Source organism: Herbaspirillum lusitanum P6-12 (genome assembly GCF_000256565.1).
GTDB lineage: Bacteria > Pseudomonadota > Gammaproteobacteria > Burkholderiales > Burkholderiaceae_D > Herbaspirillum > Herbaspirillum lusitanum.
Map to the genome: position 1 here is coordinate 1 of NZ_AJHH01000791.1, position 408 is coordinate 408.

Genomic DNA, 408 nt, shown 5'->3' on the forward strand with positions numbered 1-408 from the left:
CAGCAGGCCGGCGCCGACCAGCGGCCCGAACAGCGTGCCGATGCCGCCGAGAATCGCCACCAGCGCCATCTTGATCGACATGCCGGTGCCCAGCACCGAGGCCGGATCGATGTACAGTTCCTTCTGCGCGTACAGGCTGCCGCCCATGGCGGTGAAGAAACTGCTCACCGCGAACGCGATCTGCTTGTATTTGCTGAGACTGACGCCAAGGCTGCGCGCAGCGTCGGGCTCATCCTTGATGGCGCGGAAGTAGTAGCCGAGGAAGCTGCGCTCGATGATGAAGTTGGCCAGCAGCGTCAGCAACAACAGGCCGAGTGCGATGTAGTAATACGGCTCCTTGCCGGCGAAGATCATGCTGGCCCAGCCGCCCTCGCCCATCGGAATCGTCAGGCCGACGGCGGCCGGGGG

General features: G+C 64.7%; 1 protein-coding gene. It reads right to left on the reverse strand.

Annotation, left to right across the window (positions count from 1 at the left end; translation table 11 throughout):
- Positions 1–408: branched-chain amino acid ABC transporter permease (locus HLUSI_RS0125520; protein ID WP_016836626.1), on the reverse strand; the 408-nt coding region annotated here is incomplete at both ends.